This is a genomic window from Streptomyces gardneri (genome assembly GCF_006539185.1).
Taxonomy (GTDB): Bacteria; Actinomycetota; Actinomycetes; order Streptomycetales; family Streptomycetaceae; genus Streptomyces; species Streptomyces gardneri.
On the sequence record NZ_BJMN01000027.1, the window covers coordinates 101244 to 117438 of the forward strand.

At 72.4% G+C, this 16195-nt stretch carries 16 protein-coding genes; 3 read left to right on the forward strand and 13 right to left on the reverse strand.

Annotated features, from left to right (window positions below; all coding sequences use genetic code 11):
- The 4 genes from SGA01_RS21130 to SGA01_RS21145 all read right to left on the reverse strand — a co-directional run bounded on the left by SGA01_RS21130 (position 1) and on the right by SGA01_RS21145 (position 4081).
- A complete protein-coding gene (locus tag SGA01_RS21130; RefSeq protein ID WP_141297995.1) occupies positions 1-1296 on the reverse strand; it encodes a hemolysin family protein in 1296 nt (431 codons plus the stop codon).
- 4 nt (positions 1297-1300) lie between these two features.
- Positions 1301-1798 carry an rRNA maturation RNase YbeY gene (gene ybeY / locus SGA01_RS21135; RefSeq protein WP_141297996.1) on the reverse strand — a complete coding sequence of 166 codons (498 nt, stop codon included), beginning with the start codon at positions 1796-1798 and terminating at the stop codon, positions 1301-1303.
- Between the two features lie 12 nt (positions 1799-1810).
- Positions 1811-2857 carry a PhoH family protein gene (locus SGA01_RS21140; protein WP_055643529.1) on the reverse strand — a complete coding sequence of 349 codons (1047 nt, stop codon included), beginning with the start codon at positions 2855-2857 and terminating at the stop codon, positions 1811-1813.
- Between the two features lie 105 nt (positions 2858-2962).
- Positions 2963-4081: a carbohydrate kinase family protein gene (locus SGA01_RS21145; protein WP_141297997.1), complete on the reverse strand. Its 1119-nt coding sequence runs from the start codon at positions 4079-4081 to the stop codon at positions 2963-2965.
- A gap of 256 nt (positions 4082-4337) precedes the next feature.
- Here SGA01_RS21145 and SGA01_RS21150 point away from each other — a divergent pair, with 256 nt between their 5' ends.
- Together SGA01_RS21150 and SGA01_RS21155 are read left to right on the forward strand one after the other, a co-directional pair.
- Entirely contained in the window at positions 4338-5669 is a 1332-nt protein-coding gene (locus SGA01_RS21150) for an MFS transporter (protein WP_141297998.1), read from the forward strand.
- A 223-nt stretch (positions 5670-5892) separates the two neighbouring features.
- On the forward strand, positions 5893-6639 hold the full coding sequence (locus SGA01_RS21155) for a class I SAM-dependent methyltransferase (RefSeq protein WP_141297999.1): 747 nt from the start codon (positions 5893-5895) through the stop codon (positions 6637-6639).
- Positions 6640-6658: 19 nt separating this feature from the next.
- On the opposite strand, the gene SGA01_RS21160 is transcribed toward SGA01_RS21155, so the two are convergent.
- The 5 genes from SGA01_RS21160 to SGA01_RS21180 all read right to left on the reverse strand — a co-directional run bounded on the left by SGA01_RS21160 (position 6659) and on the right by SGA01_RS21180 (position 11458).
- Complete coding sequence (locus tag SGA01_RS21160) at positions 6659-7654, reverse strand: adenosine deaminase (RefSeq protein ID WP_141298045.1); 996 nt, start codon at positions 7652-7654, stop codon at positions 6659-6661.
- Positions 7655-7688: 34 nt separating this feature from the next.
- Entirely contained in the window at positions 7689-8591 is a 903-nt protein-coding gene (locus tag SGA01_RS21165; protein ID WP_055643525.1) for a ribonuclease Z, read from the reverse strand.
- 3 nt (positions 8592-8594) lie between these two features.
- Positions 8595-8954, reverse strand: a complete 360-nt coding sequence (locus SGA01_RS21170; RefSeq protein ID WP_055643524.1) for a histidine triad nucleotide-binding protein — start codon at positions 8952-8954, stop codon at positions 8595-8597.
- A gap of 90 nt (positions 8955-9044) precedes the next feature.
- Positions 9045-10139, reverse strand: coding sequence for a tetratricopeptide repeat protein (locus SGA01_RS21175; protein WP_141298000.1), 1095 nt, complete (start codon positions 10137-10139; stop codon positions 9045-9047).
- On the reverse strand, positions 10136-11458 hold the full coding sequence (locus SGA01_RS21180) for an ATP-binding protein (RefSeq protein ID WP_141298001.1): 1323 nt from the start codon (positions 11456-11458) through the stop codon (positions 10136-10138). The genes SGA01_RS21175 and SGA01_RS21180 overlap by 4 nt, the downstream gene beginning before the upstream one ends.
- Before the next feature lie 125 nt (positions 11459-11583).
- On the opposite strand from SGA01_RS21180, the gene SGA01_RS21185 reads away from it, so the two are divergent.
- The gene (locus SGA01_RS21185; protein WP_229917528.1) at positions 11584-11943 is read left to right on the forward strand and encodes a hypothetical protein; all 360 of its coding nucleotides are present in this window, start codon (positions 11584-11586) and stop codon (positions 11941-11943) included.
- 12 nt (positions 11944-11955) lie between these two features.
- Here the strand turns inward: SGA01_RS21185 and SGA01_RS21190 are convergent, their stop codons facing one another.
- The 4 genes from SGA01_RS21190 to hrcA all read right to left on the reverse strand — a co-directional run bounded on the left by SGA01_RS21190 (position 11956) and on the right by hrcA (position 16049).
- Complete coding sequence (locus SGA01_RS21190; RefSeq protein WP_141298002.1) at positions 11956-12699, reverse strand: 16S rRNA (uracil(1498)-N(3))-methyltransferase; 744 nt, start codon at positions 12697-12699, stop codon at positions 11956-11958.
- Positions 12696-13778: a nitronate monooxygenase gene (locus SGA01_RS21195; protein ID WP_141298003.1), complete on the reverse strand. Its 1083-nt coding sequence runs from the start codon at positions 13776-13778 to the stop codon at positions 12696-12698. Before SGA01_RS21195 ends, SGA01_RS21190 begins: the two co-directional genes overlap by 4 nt.
- A gap of 114 nt (positions 13779-13892) precedes the next feature.
- Positions 13893-15029 carry a molecular chaperone DnaJ gene (gene dnaJ, locus SGA01_RS21200; protein WP_056640391.1) on the reverse strand — a complete coding sequence of 379 codons (1137 nt, stop codon included), beginning with the start codon at positions 15027-15029 and terminating at the stop codon, positions 13893-13895.
- Positions 15030-16049: a heat-inducible transcriptional repressor HrcA gene (hrcA, locus tag SGA01_RS21205; RefSeq protein ID WP_055643517.1), complete on the reverse strand. Its 1020-nt coding sequence runs from the start codon at positions 16047-16049 to the stop codon at positions 15030-15032. It abuts the gene before it with no gap.
- Positions 16050-16195 lie beyond the last annotated feature (146 nt).

Consider the following 16195-nt stretch of genomic DNA (forward strand, 5'->3'; position numbering starts at 1 on the left):
CTACTCCTCGGGTTCCTGCGGTTCCAGGGGTTCCACGAGCACGGTGACGATCTTGTTCCGGCGGCCGGCCGGGGACTCCGCCGTGAGCCGCAGCGAGCGCCCGTCCGGGAGCTCCACGACGGCCTTCGCGCCCGCGATCGGGACGCGGCCGAGGGCCTTGGCGAGCAGTCCGCCGACGGTCTCGACGTCCTCGTCGTCGTACTCGTCGGGGCCCAGGCCGTACAGCTCGCCGAGGTCGCCGATGTCGAGCCGGGCGGTGACGCGGTGGCGGTCCTCGCCCAGCTCCTGCACGGGCGGCAGCTCGCGGTCGTACTCGTCGGTGATCTCGCCGACGATCTCTTCCAGGATGTCCTCGATGGTGACGATGCCGGCCGTGCCGCCGTACTCGTCGATGACGACGGCGACGTGGTTGCGCTCCTGCTGCATCTCGCGCAGCAGGTCGCCGGCGTTCTTGGTGTCGGGGACGAAGGCGGCGGCCCGCATCGCGGTCGACACGAGGTCCGCCTCGGACTCGCGGTTGATGTGCGTCTTCCGGACGAGGTCCTTCAGGTACACGATGCCGACGATGTCGTCCTCGTTCTCGCCGGTGACCGGGATCCGGGAGAAGCCGGAGCGCAGCGCGAGCGTGAGGGCCTGACGGATCGTCTTGTACCGCTCGATGCAGATGAGGTCGGTGCGCGGCACCATGACCTCCCGGACGAGCGTGTCGCCCAGCTCGAAGACGGAGTGCACCATGCGGCGCTCCTCGTCCTCGATCAGCGACTCCTGCTCGGCGAGGTCGACCATGGCCCGCAGCTCGGCCTCGGAGGCGAAGGGGCCCTTGCGGAAGCCCTTGCCCGGGGTGAGCGCGTTGCCGATGAGGATCAGGAGCTGCGGGATCGGCCCCATGATCCGGGCCAGCGGCAGCAGGACGTACGCGGCGGCCGTCGCCGTGTTCAGCGGGTGCTGGCGGCCGATGGTGCGCGGCGAGACGCCGACGGCGACGTACGAGACGAGGACCATGACGACGATCGCGACGAGCAGCGCCTCCCAGGTCTCCGGGAAGGCTTCGAGGCAGGCGTACGTGACGAGGACGCCGGCAGCCATCTCGCAGGCGACGCGCACGAGCAGCGCCACGTTGAGATAGCGGGTCGGGTCGGAGGCGATCTGGGCGAGCTTCTCGGCCCCGCGCCGCCCGGACCGTACGGCCTCGGCGGCGCGGAAGCTGGTGACGCGGGCGAGACCGGCCTCGGCGCATGCGGCGAGCCAGGCGACGACGACCAGCGCGACGGCGCCGAGGATCAGCGAGACGTCCATCGGGTCAGGAGACGGTCGGCGCCGGGGACGGGCCGGTGTGGCCCTTCTCCGCGCGCCAGCCGTCGACGATCGCCGCCTGGAGGCCGAACATCTCGGCCTTCTCCTCGGGCTCCTCGTGGTCGTACCCGAGGAGGTGGAGCACGCCGTGGACGGTGAGGAGCTGGAGCTCCTCGTCCATGGAGTGCTCCGTCGGCGCGTCCTTGCCCTGCTGGGTGGCGACCTCGGGGCAGAGCACGATGTCGCCCAGGAGCCCCTGCGGGGGCTCCTGGTCGTCCTTGGCCGGCGGACGCAGCTCGTCCATCGGGAAGGACATGACGTCCGTCGGCCCGGGCAGGTCCATCCACTGGATGTGGAGCTGCTCCATCGCCTCCGCGTCCACGACGATCACCGAGAGCTCGGAGAGGGGGTGGATGCGCATGCGCGCGAGCGCGTAGCGGGCGATGTCGAGGATCGCCTGCTCGTCGACCTCGGTACCGGACTCGTTGTTGACGTCGATCGACATGGTGCTGTTTTACTACTTCCCGTTGCGGCCGTTGCGGCTGTCGTACAGCTCGTACGCGTCGACGATACGGCCGACGAGCTTGTGCCGGACGACATCCTGCGACGTGAGCGTCGAGAAGTGGACGTCCGGGACACCGTCCAGGATGTCGCGGACCTGACGAAGACCGCTCTTCGTGCCGTTCGGCAGGTCGACCTGGGTGACGTCACCGGTGATGACGATCTTCGAGTCGAAGCCGAGGCGGGTGAGGAACATCTTCATCTGCTCGGGGTTCGTGTTCTGTGCCTCGTCGAGGATGATGAACGCGTCGTTGAGCGTCCTGCCTCGCATGTAGGCCAGCGGCGCGACCTCGATCGTCCCGCTCGCCATGAGCTTGGGGATCGAGTCGGGGTCGAGCATGTCGTGCAGTGCGTCGTAGAGCGGGCGCAGGTAGGGGTCGATCTTCTCGTAGAGCGTGCCGGGCAGGAAGCCGAGCCGCTCGCCCGCCTCGACGGCAGGCCGGGTCAGGATGATCCGGGTGACCTGCTTGGACTGCAGGGCCTGGACCGCCTTGGCCATGGCGAGGTAGGTCTTGCCCGTACCGGCGGGTCCGATGCCGAAGACGATCGTGTGCTTGTCGATCGCGTCGACGTACCGCTTCTGGTTGAGCGTCTTGGGACGGATCGTGCGGCCCCGGCTGGAGAGGATGTTCTGCGTGAGCACCTCGGCGGGGGTCTCGCCGCCGCCGTCCGCCGATCCGTTGTCGCTCGCCCTGAGCATCGCGATCGAGCGTTCCACTGCGTCCTCCGTCATCGGCTGACCGGTGCGGAGCACCAGCATCATCTCGTCGAACAGGCGCTGTATCAGGGCGACTTCCGCCGCGTCTCCGACCGCGCTGACCTGATTGCCCCGGACATGGATGTCGGCCCGCGGGAAGGACTTCTCGATGACGCGGAGCAGCGCGTCACCGGAGCCCAGGAGGCTCACCATCGGATGCTTGGCGGGGACGGTGAAGTGGGCGCGGGCCTGGTCGGGCTTCCCGTCGAGGGACGCTCCGTCGTGGGCTGTGGGTGTCTGAGTCATGGGCCGGCACTGTGGCCTGCGCATACCTCCCGTTGCGGGGTTCTCGCTGCTCGACAACCTCTCGGCTTCCAAGCCTACGACTTGGCGGCGACGGTCCGAAGGGATTTACGAAGCGGCCGCTCGGAAGCCGATCGTGGGCACCGCGCGGCGCAGCGGCCAGGGGCGCGCGGGGGCCGGCAGGAGCCGCTCCAGGAAGGCGTACCGGCCGCGCAGGGCCTCCGGGTCCTGCTTGGCGTGGCCCTGGACGTGCTGCCACCAGGCGGCGATCTCGCCCCAGGTGGGGGCGGACAGCGAGCCGCCGAACTCCTGGACGGAGAGGGCGGCGGTGAGGCCCGCGAAGGCGAGCCGGTCGGCGAGGGGCCAGTCGGCGAGGGTGCCGGTGACGAAGCCGGCGACGAAGACGTCCCCGGCGCCGGTCGGGTCGAGGGCGGAGACCTGGATGGCGGGGACCTCGGCGGTCTCGCCGGTGGCGCCGTCGACGGCGTAGGCGCCCTCGGCACCGAGGGTGACCACGGCGTAGCGGACCTTGTCGGCGAGGGCGCGGGCGGCGGCCCGGGGGCAGTCGGTGCGGGTGTACCGCATGGCCTCGGCGGCGTTGGGCAGGAAGGCCTCGCAGTGCTCCAGGTCGGTGAGGCCCGCCAGGTCCCAGCGGCCGGTGTCGTCCCAGCCGACGTCGGCGAAGACCTTGGCGCCGCCGCGCGCGGCCTGCGCGACCCACTCCTCGCTCCGGCCGGGAACGAGGGAGGCGACGGCGGCGCGGGCGTGCGGCGGATAGGCGGGCAGGGCGCCGTCGAGCGGCGGGGCCTCGTGGCCGTGGGAGACCATGGTCCGCTCGCCCTCGTAGGCCATGGAGACGGTCACCGGGGAGTGCCAGCCGGGGACGGTGCGGGAGAGCGTCAGGTCGATGCCCTCGCCCTGCTCCAGGGCGTCCCAGCAGTACTCGCCGTAGTGGTCGTCGCCGAAGGCGGCGGCGAGGGAGGTGCGCAGGCCGAGGCGGGCGAGGGCGGTGGCCATGTTGGCGACGCCGCCGGGGCTGGAGCCCATGCCGCGGGCCCAGGACTCGGTGCCCCGGACCGGGGCGCTGTCGAGTCCGGTGAAGATGATGTCGAGGAAGACGGTGCCGGTCAGAAAGACGTCGCAGTCGGGGTCGGTGGGCTCGCGCAGGCACACCAACGGGTCGACCCCGGCGTGGTGTTGCGGCTGGTCTCCCCTTGGTGTGGTCACGGCGGCTCCCCGAACGTGGTGCGGATCAAATCAGTGTGCCCGATGAGGGACGGGTGACGGGTGGGACGCACGAGGAAGGACGACCCCATACCCGTAAACCCGCACGCCAAACCGATAGTGACCCGGATCACACACTTTACTCTCGGGAACCACCTTTTCGGGCAACTCACCTGCTTGATACACATGGTTCCGCGACCCCGTGCCCCGTGCACCACCGGGCGCTCCACCCCTCCCCTTTTCGTTCCCGGGAACGCCCATGTCGTCGCGGCCTCGCGGCTCGGGGGCCCTCGTCGCCCTCGTCGCCCTCTTCACCGCCGGTTACCTCGCCCCGTACCTGCTGCCGACCGTCGTCGGCCGCCTCGCCTCGGGGCTCGGCATCGGCCCCTCCCAGGCGGGCCTGGTCGGCTCCGTCCTGCTGCTCGGCTCCTCCACCGCCGGCTTCACCCTCGCCGCGCGCGGGGAGCGGATCGGCCCCCGCACGGCGGCCCGCGCGGGTCTCCTCGCCATGGCCGTCGGGTACGGCTCCGCCGCCGCGACCCACTCCGTACCGCTGGTGGTCGCGGGCGCGGTCCTCGGCGGCCTCGGTTCGGGCACGGCGACGGCGGTCGCCGCGGCCGGGATCGCGGGCCAGAGCGACCCGCACCGGGCCTCGTCACTGGGCCTGCTCACGGTCTCGGCGACCGCGGGCGCCCTCTACCTCACCCTTCCGCACCTGAGCGCGGGCCACGCGCCCCCGCTGCTCGCCATCGCCTGCGCGGCGGCCCTGGTGTGGCCGCTGACGAGCCGGCTGCCGGGCGCCACCCGCTCGGTACGGGAGGCCGCGCCGGCCGCCGGCCCGCTGCCCTACCGCCGGGCCGGGGCCGTGCTCGCCGGCGGCATCCTGTGCTGGTCCCTCGCGCAGAACGCGCTCTGGGGCGTGAGCGGCCGGATCGGGCTCACCCAGGCCGGACTCTCCGAGGTCACCGTCGGCGCGGTCTTCGCGGCGGCGCTCGGCGCGGGGCTCGCGGGGGTCACCGCGGCGGGCGCGCTCGGCTCGCGCCTCGGCCGGGCGGTGCCGATCGGCGTGGGCACCGCCGTCATCGCCGCCTGTGTGCTGCTGAGTTCGGCCGCCGGGAGCCTGGCCTCCTTCGCGACCGGCGAGATCCTGTGGAACGCCGTCTACCCGGTCGTCCTCTCCTACCTCCTGGGCCTGGCCGCCTCCCTCGACCCGCGCGGCCGCTGGGCCGTCCTCGTCGGCTCGGCGTCCTCCCTGGGCGTGGCCTGCGGCCCGGTCGTCGGCAGCCTGCTCTCGGAGAGCGCCGGGTACACGGGCATGGGCGTGGTCCTCTGCGCCCTGCTCCTCCTCGTCGCGGTCCCCATGACGGCGGTGGCCCGCCACGCCTCCGGCCGCCCCCTCGTCCCGGGCTCCGTCCGGCGCCGCGGCGGCGCCCCCGCCGCCGTCCTCGCGGGCACGGCCTCGGCCTCCTCCGCCCTCGTCCCGCAGATGGGCGCCCCGGAACAGCCGGTGACCGAGTTCCCCGTCCGCGCCGCACGCCGACGCACGGTGAAATCGGCCTTCCGTCTGGCGCGTCCGTCGGACCGCGGGTAGCGACGGTTCCGCCCCCTGCCACCTGCGGCGTTCCTCCCGCCGTGGATCTGCTTGTTGGGTGATACGAGGATCGCCCTGCCGACTTCTTCGTGTGATCCGCTCATACGACAGCCGGACGGCGCGGGCGCAGACTCACTGCCACGACCGCCGCCCGGTAACCCTCCTCTTCCGGAGGGCTGTTCGGCGTGGCCACCCACAGGCGAACCGTAGTTGGGGGAAACACGTGAACGTGCAGGATCAGTACGACGAGATCGGCGAGGCCTTCGAGGGCTTCAAGTCCCTGCCGCTGATGCGTTACGGGGAGGTGCCGAGCTTCCTGGGCCTGGTCGGGGACGTGACCGGCAAGTCGGTGCTCGACCTGGCGTGCGGCACCGGCTTCTACAGCCGGGAGTTCAAGCGGCGCGGCGCGACCGAGGTCTTCGGCGTCGACATCTCCGTCGAGATGATCGCCGCCGCGCGGGAGATCGACCAGCGCGCTCCGCTGGGCGTGGTCTACGAGGTCGGCGACGTGGCCGAGCTGCGGCAGCTCGACCGGCGCTACGACATCGCGCTGGGCGTGCAGTGTCTCAACTACGCCGGGGACATCGCGGAGACGGAACGGATGTGCGCCAACATCCACCGGAACCTGGTGCCGGGCGGGGAGTTCTTCCTGCTCGTCCAGACGCCCGACTACCGGTACGACGGCCCGCCCCTGGACAAGTACGGCTTCCGCATCGAGGCGACCGGCGAGGAGATCGAGACGGGCAGCCGAGGGCGGCTCACGGCCCTCCTCGACCCGCAGCCGATCACCATCATCACCACGTGCCCGCGCCGTGAGGTCTACGAGCGGTCCCTCAAGGCGGCCGGGTTCGGCGAGCTGGAGTGGGTCCCGCTGTCGGTGTCCGAGGCCGGCATCCGCGAGTACGGCGAGGAGTTCTGGGCGGACATGCTCTCCAACCCGCCGCTGGAGCTGTTGCGCTGCCGCGCCTGACGCCCCTCGCCCCTCGCCTCTACGCCCCGAAGTCGTAGGCCTCCACCTCCGCGAGGTACCGGGCCCTGCGGGGCTCGTCGTCCTCCAGGAAGGAGGCCTCGAAGGAGTTGCGGGCGAGGGCGCGGAGCTGCTCCGGCTCCAGGGCGAGGGCGGCTTCCACCGCGTCGAAGTTGTCGCCCGCGTAGCCGCCGAAGTAGGCCGGGTCGTCGGAGTTCACCGTCACCAGCAGGCCGGCCGCCAGCATCGCGCGGAGCGGGTGGTCGGCGAGCGTGTCGATGACGCGGAGCCGGACGTTCGACAGGGGGCAGAGCGTCAGCGGCACCCGCTCGCGGGCCAGCCGGCCGACCAGCTCCGGGTCCTCCATGCAGCGCAGCCCGTGGTCGATCCGCTCCACGCCGAGGACGTCGAGGGCCTCGCGGACGTACTCCGCGGGGCCCTCCTCGCCCGCGTGGGCGACGCGGCGCAGCCCGAGCCGGGCGGCCTCCTCGTACACCTCGCGGAACTTCGCGGGCGGGTGGCCGACCTCGGCCGAGTCCAGGCCGACGCCGGTGATCCGGTGCAGGTACGGCTTCGCGGCCTCCAGGGTGGCCATGGCCGACTCGGCGGACTCGTCGCGCAGGAAGCACATGATGAGCCGGGTCGAGATCCCGTACCGCTCCTCGGACCGGTCGAGGGCGGCGCCGAGGCCCTCGATCACGGTGCCGATCGGGACTCCGCGGGCGGTGTGCGCCTGCGGGTCGAAGAAGATCTCGGCATGCCGGACGCCCTGGGCCGCGGCCTTCTCCAGATAGGCGTCGGCGAGCTCGGTGAAGTCCTCGGCGGTGCGCAGGACCGCCATCAGGCCGTAGTAGAGGTCCAGGAAGGACTGGAGGTCGCTGAACTCGTACGCCTCGCGCAGGGCGGTGGTGTCCGCGTACGGCAGGGTGACGCCGTTGCGTGCGGCGAGCGCGAAGGCCAGCTCGGGTTCGAGGGTGCCTTCGATGTGGAGGTGCAGTTCGGCCTTGGGAAGGCCCACGGGGAGGTGCTGGGGGAGGTGCATGGGTGGTGCTCTATCTCTTCGGTACGGGGACCCTCATGAGGTCCTGGGCAATGCTCAGTTCGCCGTCGAACCCGGCCGCCCGCGCCTGCCGCTCGAACTCGCCCGGGTCGCTGTAGCGCTGGGAGAAGTGGGTCAGGACGAGGTGCCGCACGCCCGCGTCCCGCGCGACCGCGGCGGCCTGTCCGGCCGTCAGATGGCCGTGGTCCGTGGCGAGCCTGACGTCCTCGTCGAGGAAGGTCGACTCGATGACGAGCATGTCGGCGCCCTCGGCGAGCGCGTGCACCCCGTCGCAGAGACGGGTGTCCATGACGAAGGCGAAGCGCTGCCCGCGCCGCACCTCGCTGACCTCGTCGAGGGAGACGCCGTTCAGGCTGCCTTCCCGCTGGATCCGGCCCACGTCGGGGCCCTTGATGCCGTGCGCGGCGAGCTTCTCGGGCAGGATCCGGCGCCCGTCGGGCTCGGTGACCCGGTAGCCGTACGACTCGACGGGGTGCGAGAGCCTGTGCGCGTCGAGGGTGTACGCCTCGGTGACCGCGAGGGGACCGTCGGCGGCGACCGGCGACTCGGTCAGCCGCACGGTCTCGCGGTAGGCCGTGGCGTACCGCAGCCGCTCGAAGAAGTGCTGCCCGCTCGCCGGGTAGTGGGCGGTGACCGGGTGCGGGACCTGGTCGAGGTTGATCCGCTGGATCACCCCGGCCAGGCCGAGCGAGTGGTCGCCGTGGAAGTGCGTGACGCAGATCCGGTCGAGGTCGTGCGCCGCGACCCCGGCCCGCAGCATCTGGCGCTGGGTGCCCTCGCCCGGATCGAAGAGGATGCCCTGGCCGTCCCAGCGCAGCAGGTAGCCGTTGTGGTTGCGGTGCCGGGTCGGGACCTGGCTCGCGGTCCCGAGGACGACCAGTTCGCGTACGGACACGGCTTAGCCGGGAGGCCAGTTGAGACCGCGGCCGCCCAGCACGTGCGCGTGGGCGTGGAAGACGGTCTGGCCCGCGCCGGCACCGGTGTTGAAGACGATCCGGAAGCCGTGGCCGTCGATCTTCTCCTGCGCGGCGACCTCTCCGGCCTCACGCAGTATGTCGGCGGCGACGGTCGGCGCCGCGGCGGCCAGCGAGGCGGCGTCCGGGTAGTGGAGGCGCGGGATGACCAGGACGTGCGTCGGCGCCTGCGGGTTGATGTCGCGGAACGCGACGGTCGTCTCCGTCTCGCGCACGATCGTCGCCGGCACCTCCCCTTCCGCGATCTTGCAGAACAGGCAGTCGCTCTGCGGCTCTCCGGCCATGGCCCGGGCCTCCTCGCTGTTGTGGATGGGTCCACCAGGCATGCTATCGGCCGCCGCCGACATGATCTCGACGTCCGGCCGCTCGCCCGATCAGTCCTTCGGCGCGCGGCGGTTCAAGGCCGAGCGGCTCACCCAGTACGTGATGATCACGCCCCAGAACAGAGGCGTCCCGAATCCGCTCACCACCCCCGAGTCGAAGGACCACAGGGCGAGCTCCGCCAGCGAGTAGAGCCCGAGAAGCCCGACGGCCCCGGCCATGAACAGCACGGGCCGGCAGTTGCGTGCCACGAGGAGCAGGGGGCGGCGCAGCCGGGGCGGCACCCGGCGGGCCATCCACACCGCCCACCCGGCCCAGGCGCCGACGAGCACGGCCCCGCCGAGCAGGAGCGGGACGGCCGCGTCGGACCAGGTCGCGCCGACGGGGATCCAGGCGATGGCGACGGCGGAGGCGATGAAGCCGAGGAGGGCCACCCAGCGGGCCCCGGCCGCGGTGTTCCAGGCCATGGCCTCCAGGTTGTAGCGGGCCTTGCGGTCGTCGAGGTCGAGCGCGGCGGAGGCCACGAAGCCCTCGGCGGCCTGCGTCCAGGCCCCGCGCCGGAACCAGCGGCGCCGCAGCCGCAGCAGCGAGAGGTTGTTGTGGGCCTCGCTGCTCTGCGGGTTGAGCCGCAGGGCCGTCTCGTACGCCCGCTGCGCGGTGGCGTGGTCGCCCCGGCGCTGGGCGGTCAGCCCCACCAGGAAGTGCGCCGCGTCCTCCTCGGGGCCGAGGGCGACGGCGACGCGCGCCGCCTCGTACGCCTCGACCGCGCGGCCCCGGGCGCGGGCGCGCTCGGCGTGCTCGGCGAGGGCCGTGCCGAGCGCGTAGTGGCTGCCCCAGTACTGCGGGGCGAGTTCCACGGCGCGCCGGGCGCTCAGCTCGGCCTCCGGGAACCGCTTCAGGGCCAGCAGGATCTGGACCCGCATCAGCCAGCCCATGAGCAGCTCGGACCGGGCGCCCAGCGCCTGGTCCACGGCGGCCAGGGCGGCCGGGGCGTCGCCGGCCCGGTGGTGGCAGCGGGCGAGCAGGACGAGGGCGTCGGCGTCCTCCGGGTCGGTCGCCAGGTGCTGGGCGACGAGTACCCCGGCCTGCTCGTACCGTCCCGTGTCGTACAGCGCCTCGGCGCGCAGGAGCGCGGTCGGAGTGGTCACAGCTTGCGCTTCCGCTTCAGGTAGGCGAGGAGGTCGTCGTACAGCCCGCCCTCGTTGGCGAACATGGCCACGTTCCGCGCGGCGGCGAACCACGGCTCCGTGGACGGCTTGATCTGCTTGGCCGCGCCGAGGAGGTCCTTGGTGGTGATCAGGCGTACGGAGCCGCTGCGGGCGGAGTCGAGGAGCGCGGCCTCGGCGGCGGACTCGCAGAGGTGGGCGAGGTCGGCGCCGGAGAAGTCCTCCGTGACCTTGACGAGCTTGCCGAGGTCGACGGCCTCGATGGGGCGCTCGCGCAGGTGGTAGCGGAGGATCGCCTCCCGGGCGGCGGCGTCGGGCGGCAGCACGAGGAGCGTGCGGTCGAGACGGCCGGGGCGGCGCAGCGCGATGTCCACGTCCCAGGGCACGTTGGTGGCGGCGAGCACGAAGACGCCTTCGTTGCCGGCGCCGCTCGCGATGCCGTCGAGCTCGGTGAGGAGCTGGTTGACGACATTGCGCAGGCCGCTGTGGTGCGTACGGGAACGCTTGGCGCCGAGGGCGTCCAGCTCGTCGAGGAAGACGACGCACGGGGCCTGGCGGCGGGCCGTCTCGAAGATGTCGTGGATGTTCTTCTCGGAGGCCCCGATCCACATGTCGAGGACGTCGGAGAGCGAGACGGTGAGGAAGTTCGCGCCGAGCTCGCCCGCGACGGCCCGGGCGATGAAGGTCTTGCCGCAGCCGGGCGGACCGTACAGGAGCAGACCGCCGCGCAGCGACTTGCCGTACAGCCTGCGCAGTTCGGGATTGCGCATGGGGGCGAGGAAGGCGGCCTCCAGGCGGTCCCTGACCTCCTCCATGCCGCCGACGTCGGCGAGCCGTACGGCACCGGGGGCGTCCACGTCCCAGGCCGCGGCGTCCCCGGCGGCGCCCTCGCCGCCCTCGGCCTGCGGGTCCTCCAGGAAGCGGGGCCCTACGAGGTCCTGGACCTGCTGCTCGGCGGCGGCCCAGTCGAAGGCGGGGGCGGGGTCGGACGGGGCGGGGGCCTCGGTCGGGGCGGGGGCCTGGGTCGGGGCCTCGGGCTTCTCGACCACAGGCGGCTGCACCGGCGCGGGGCCCGGCTCCGGAGTTGATGTCGAAGGCACGCCCATCGCCCGCATCATCAGCGCGCGGGCGGCCGCGTCCCCGGGCGCGTGCTGGAGGGCGACGGCCGCCTCCGCGACGGCCTCCTCGTTGCGCCCCTCGGAAAGGAGCAGCTCGGCGAAGTGGAGGCGCAGGGGTACGTCACCGGGCGCGGCGGCAACGGCGGTGCGCAGACTGCTGATCAGAGGGGACTCGTCGGCCATGCGGCCACCCTATGAAGGACCCGGGGGCGGCCGTCCACCGGGTTCCGGCAAAAATCGGCGTCCCCCGACATCGCCGTCCACCGAGATCGCCGTCCACCGAGATCTCCGTCCGTACACTGCGCCGGATGAGACGGGACGGCGCACTGCGCCAACTGACGGTGGACGGCACGGTGTGGCTCTGGAACGTCCGCCACCGCCACCCCGACTGCCGGACGGTCCTCACCCTGCGCCGCGCGGAGACCCGGCACGCCCAGCTCCGGCTGGTCTTCCGGGACGGCCCCGGCCGCATCGTGGCCGGATACCCCTTCGGCCTGGGTGACGTGGCGTCGACCGGCGGCGACATCCTGAACCTCAACAAGCCGGGCGTCGTACGCCGCTTCCTGGAGGAGGCCGGAGCCCGCGGCCTCCTCCCCACTGCCCACGGCATCCGGGAGGAGGACGCCTGGCCGCTCTACGACACGCTGGCGGAGCCGGCCGAGACCTAGCCCCAGCGGCCGTCAGCTCCAGCGGCCGGTGCGCGCCAGGACGAGGGCCGTCGCCGCCGTACCCGCCGTGGAGGTGCGCAGGACGCTGCGGCCCAGCCGGTACGGCTTCGCCCCGGCCGCCTCGAAGGCCGCGAGCTCGTCCGGGGAGACACCGCCCTCGGGGCCGACGACCAGCACGATCGAGCCCTTCGCGGGCAGTTCGACGGTGGCCAGCGCGTCACTGCCGTGCTCGCGGTCCTCGTGCAGGACGCCGGCGAAGTCGGCGCCCGCGAGGAGAGCGGCGACCTGCTTGGTCGTCATCAGCTCGGCGACCTCGGGGAAACGGGTGCGGCGCGACTGCTTGCCCGACTCGCGGGCGGTGGAGCGCCACTTGGCGAGCGCCTTGAGACCCCGGTCGCCCTTCCACTGGGTGATGCAGCGGGAGGCGGCCCAGGGCACGATCGCGTCGACACCGGTCTCCGTCATGGTCTCGACGGCGAGTTCGCCCCGATCGCCCTTGGGCAGCGCCTGGACGACGGTGACGTGCGGCTCCTCCGCGGGGTCCTCGTACACGGTGGAGAGCTCCACCGTCAGCCGGTCCTTGCCCTCCACGGCCGACACGACGCAGTCGGCCCAGCGGCCCCGGCCGTCGGTCAGGACGACGTCCTCCCCCGGGTTCAGCCGCTTCACGGAGACGGCGTGCCGGCCCTCGGGCCCGTCCAGGACGAAGAGAGGGGTGTCGGGGATCGTGTCGACGACGAAGACGGGTGCGGTCATGAGGCGCTCCTGTGAGCCAGGTCGGAGAGTGCGGTGTCGAGTTCGGCGGCCAGGACCTCGACGAGCTGCCCGGCGGGGAGTTCGCGGGCGAGACGGTGACCCTGCCCGGCCCACAGGGCCATGCCCTGGGCGTCGCCGGAGGCGGCGGCGGCCTTGCGGAGCGGGGTGGTGAGGTGGTGGACCTCGGGGTAGGCGGCGGGGGCGTACGGCCCGTGCTCGCGCACGAAGCGGTTGACGAGCCCGCGCGCCGGACGTCCGGAGAAGGCCCGGGTGAAGGCGGTCCGGGTGAAGAGCGGATCGGTCAGGGCCCGCTTGTGCAGCGGGTGCGCGCCGGACTCGGGGCAGCCGAGGAAGGCGGTGCCGAGCTGGGCGGCGTCGGCCCCGGCGGCGAGGGCCGCGGCGATCTGCGCGCCCCGCATGATCCCGCCCGTGGCGACGATCGGCAGCGCGACGCTCTCGCGGACCTGGGTGACGAGGGCGAGGAGCCCGGTCCCCGGGGTGCCGTCGTCGGCCGGGTCGTCGCGGTACGTGCTCTGGTGGCCACCGGCCTCGACGCCCTGGACGCAGACGGCGTCGGCACCGGCCTGCTCGGCGGCGACGGCGTCCTCGGCGGAGGTGACGGTGACGAGCGTGAACGTTCCGGCACGGGCGAAGGCGGCGAGCGTCTCGGGGGTCGGGCAGCCGAAGGTGAAGGAGACGACGCGGACCGGGTCCTCCAGGAGGATCGCCAGTTTGGCGTCGTAGCCGTCGTCGCGGCAGTCGTCGGCCTCGCCGAGGGAGGTCTCGTACCAGGTCGCCTCGCCCGCGAGCTGGTGCCGGTAGACCTCGACGGCGGCGGGGTCGGCGTGCGGGCCGCCCTGCGGCATGAAGAGGTTGACGCCGAAGGGCCGCGAGGTGAGCCCGCGTACCCGCTTGATCTCCTGGTACAGGCCTCCGGCGGTCTTGTACCCGCCGGCCAGGAAGCCGAGCGCACCGGCCTTGCAGACGGCTCCGACGAGCTCGGGACAGGAAGCGCCACCCGCCATGGGGGCCTGCACGATCGGAAACCGAAAGAGATCGTTCAGTGCGGTGGTGGACATACGGGCATCGTTTCATGACCGTGTCGGCGGGCCGAATCGGTAGGCGGGACGGGGAAAGGGCGGTACCCGCGAATCACGGATACCGCCCTTGTCCACCGGCTGGGAGCCGAGCGCCTACCGCCCGTTGAAGGCATCCTTCAGACGCGAGAACAGCCCCTGCTGCCCCGGCTGGAACTGCCCGGTGGGGCGCTCCTCGCCGCGCAGCTTGGCGAGCTCGCGCAGGAGCCGCTCCTGCTCCGCGTCGAGCTTGCCCGGGGTCTGCACCTCGACGTGCACGATCAGGTCGCCCCGGCCGTTGCCCCGCAGGTGCGTGACGCCGCGGCCGTGCAGCGGGACCGACTGGCCGGACTGCGTGCCCGGGCGGATGTCGATCTCCTCGATGCCGTCGAGGGTCTGCAGCGGCACCTTCGTGCCGAGCGCGCCCGCCGTCATCGGGATGGTCACCGTGCAGTGCAGGTCGTCGCCGCGCCGCTGGAACGTCTCGTGCGGGATCTCGTGGATCTCGACGTACAGGTCGCCGGCGGGGCCGCCGCCGGGGCCGACCTCGCCCTCGCCCGCGAGCTGGATCCGGGTGCCGTTGTCGACACCGGCCGGGATCTTGACGGTGAGCGTGCGACGGGACCGGACCCGGCCGTCGCCCGCGCACTCGGGGCACGGGGTCGGGACGACGGTGCCGAAGCCCTGGCACTGCGGGCAGGGCCGGGAAGTCATGACCTGGCCCAGGAAGGACCGCGTGACCTGGGAGACCTCGCCGCGGCCGCGGCACATGTCACAGGTCTGCGCGGAGGTGCCGGGCGCGGCGCCCTCACCCGAACAGGTGGTGCAGACGACGGCCGTGTCGACCTGGATGTCCTTGGTGGTGCCGAAGGCCGCCTCGTTGAGGTCGATCTCCAGGCGGATCATGGCGTCCTGGCCGCGGCGCGTCCGCGAGCGCGGTCCGCGCTGCGAGGCCGTGCCGAAGAAGGCGTCCATGATGTCGGAGAAGTTGCCGAAGCCACCCGCGCCGAAGCCACCCGCGCCACCGCCGCCGGAGGCCGAGAGCGGGTCGCCGCCGAGGTCGTAGACCTGCTTCTTCTGCGGGTCCGAGAGGACCTCGTAGGCGGCGTTGATCTCCTTGAAGCGTTCCTGCGTCTTCGGATCGGGATTGACGTCCGGGTGCAGCTCGCGCGCGAGCCTCCGGAAGGCCTTCTTGATCTCGTCCTGGGAAGCGTCGCGGCGCACGCCGAGTACGGCGTAGTAGTCCGTGGCCACTTACGACTCCGCCAGGATCTGTCCGACGTAACGTGCCACTGCGCGTACCGCTCCCATCGTTCCGGGGTAGTCCATGCGGGTCGGTCCGACCACGCCGAGTTTGGCGACTGCTTCGCCGCCCGAACCGTAGCCGACCGAGACGACCGAGGTGGAGCTCAGCCCCTCGTGGGCGTTCTCGTGCCCGATGCGTACGGTCATGCCCGATTCCTTGGCCTCGCCGAGCAGCTTGAGGAGCACGACCTGCTCCTCGAGGGCTTCCAGGACGGGCCTGATCATCAGGGGGAAGTCGTGTCCGAAGCGGGTGAGATTGGCGGTGCCGCCGATCATCAGCCGCTCCTCGTGCTCCTCCACGAGCGTTTCGAGGAGGGTCGCGAGCACGGTCGAGACCGTGGCGCGGTCCTCGATCTCCTCGAAGGACTCGGGGAGGTCCTGCACCAGCTGCGGCACGTCGGCGAACCGGCGGCCGACGACCCGGCTGTTGAGCCGGGCCCGCAGGTCGGCGAGGGAGGTCTCGCCGAAGGGCGCGGGGCAGTCGATGACGCGCTGCTCGACCCGGCCGGTGTCCGTGATGAGCACGAGCATCAGGCGGGCCGGGGCCAGCGCGAGCAGCTCCACGTGCCGGACGGTCGAACGGGTCAGCGAGGGGTACTGGACGACGGCGACCTGACGGGTCAGCTGCGCGAGCAGCCGCACCGTACGGCCGACGACGTCGTCGAGGTCGACCGCGCCGTCGAGGAAGTTGTGGATGGCCCGCCGCTCGGGCGTCGACAGCGGCTTGACGCCGGCCAGCCGGTCGACGAAGAGCCGGTAGCCCTTGTCGGTCGGGATGCGCCCGGCGCTGGTGTGGGGCTGGGCGATGTACCCCTCCTCCTCCAGCACCGCCATGTCGTTGCGGACGGTGGCGGGCGAGACGCCGAGCTTGTGGCGCTCGGTGAGCGCCTTCGAGCCGACGGGCTCCTCCGTCCCGACGTAGTCCTGGACGATGGCGCGCAGGACCTCGAGTCTGCGTTCGCTGAGCATTCGTGCGCACCTCCAGCTGTCGTCGTCGTTCCGGTTGCTCCGCTTTTGGCACTCACCCTGCCCGAGTGCCAGCAATCCCCCGGCCAGTGTACGGCGGCGGACAACGCTCCTGGCAAGGAGGCGGGCGCGCACCGGTTAGCGTCGCC

What these genes read in the sequence shown, in the direction of transcription:
- SGA01_RS21180 (WP_141298001.1), bottom strand. Translation starts at nt 11,458, where the DNA reads ATGGCCGACGAGTCCCCTCTGATCAGCAGTCTGCGCACCGCCGTTGCC.
- ybeY (WP_141297996.1), bottom strand. Translation starts at nt 1,798, where the DNA reads ATGTCGATCGACGTCAACAACGAGTCCGGTACCGAGGTCGACGAGCAG.
- SGA01_RS21150 (WP_141297998.1), top strand. Translation starts at nt 4,338, where the DNA reads ATGTCGTCGCGGCCTCGCGGCTCGGGGGCCCTCGTCGCCCTCGTCGCC.
- SGA01_RS21140 (WP_055643529.1), bottom strand. Translation starts at nt 2,857, where the DNA reads ATGACTCAGACACCCACAGCCCACGACGGAGCGTCCCTCGACGGGAAG.
- hrcA (WP_055643517.1), bottom strand. Translation starts at nt 16,049, where the DNA reads ATGCTCAGCGAACGCAGACTCGAGGTCCTGCGCGCCATCGTCCAGGAC.
- SGA01_RS21190 (WP_141298002.1), bottom strand. Translation starts at nt 12,699, where the DNA reads ATGACCGCACCCGTCTTCGTCGTCGACACGATCCCCGACACCCCTCTC.
- SGA01_RS21195 (WP_141298003.1), bottom strand. Translation starts at nt 13,778, where the DNA reads ATGTCCACCACCGCACTGAACGATCTCTTTCGGTTTCCGATCGTGCAG.
- SGA01_RS21130 (WP_141297995.1), bottom strand. Translation starts at nt 1,296, where the DNA reads ATGGACGTCTCGCTGATCCTCGGCGCCGTCGCGCTGGTCGTCGTCGCC.
- SGA01_RS21170 (WP_055643524.1), bottom strand. Translation starts at nt 8,954, where the DNA reads ATGGCCGGAGAGCCGCAGAGCGACTGCCTGTTCTGCAAGATCGCGGAA.
- SGA01_RS21185 (WP_229917528.1), top strand. Translation starts at nt 11,584, where the DNA reads ATGAGACGGGACGGCGCACTGCGCCAACTGACGGTGGACGGCACGGTG.